Annotated in this window: 1 protein-coding gene; it reads left to right on the top strand. The window is 64.0% G+C overall.

The features are described from left to right. A partial coding sequence (locus FQ705_RS18835) for a citrate/2-methylcitrate synthase (RefSeq protein WP_313955678.1) occupies window positions 1-647 on the top strand: 647 nt, incomplete at both ends.

Below are 647 nucleotides of genomic sequence, written 5' to 3'. Positions count from 1 at the left end.
GCCGAGCTGAGCGCGTACAAGGCGAAGCTCAAGGGTATGCGCGGCCTGCCCGCCAACGTGAAAGCCGCGCTCGAATGGATTCCGGCCGCCGCGCATCCGATGGACGTGATGCGCACCGGCGTCTCGGTGCTCGGCACCGTGCTGCCGGAGAAGGACGACCACAACCTGCCGGGCGCGCGCGACATCGCCGACAAGCTGATGGCCTCGCTCGGTTCGATGCTGCTGTACTGGTATCACTACTCGCACAACGGCAAGCGCATCGAAGTGGAAACCGACGACGACTCGATCGGCGGCCACTTCCTGCATCTGCTGCACGGCGTGGAGCCGTCGAAGTCGTGGGTCGATGCGATGCACGTGTCGCTGAACCTGTACGCCGAGCATGAATTCAACGCATCGACCTTCACCGGTCGTGTGATCGCGGGCACGGGTTCGGACATCTATTCGGCGATCACCGGCGCGATCGGCGCGCTGCGCGGCCCGAAACACGGCGGCGCCAACGAAGTCGCGTTCGAGATCCAGACGCGCTATCAAACGCCGGACGAAGCCGAAGCGGACATCCGCAAGCGCGTCGACAACAAGGAAGTGGTGATCGGTTTCGGTCACCCGGTGTACACGATCTCCGACCCGCGCAACAAGGTCATCAAGGA

The organism is Paraburkholderia sp. BCC1884, from assembly GCF_900996225.1.
In the GTDB taxonomy this organism is placed as follows: Bacteria; Pseudomonadota; Gammaproteobacteria; order Burkholderiales; family Burkholderiaceae; genus Paraburkholderia.
Note: the sequence above shows the minus strand (reverse complement) of the source record. Positions and strands in the feature narration are given on the sequence as shown.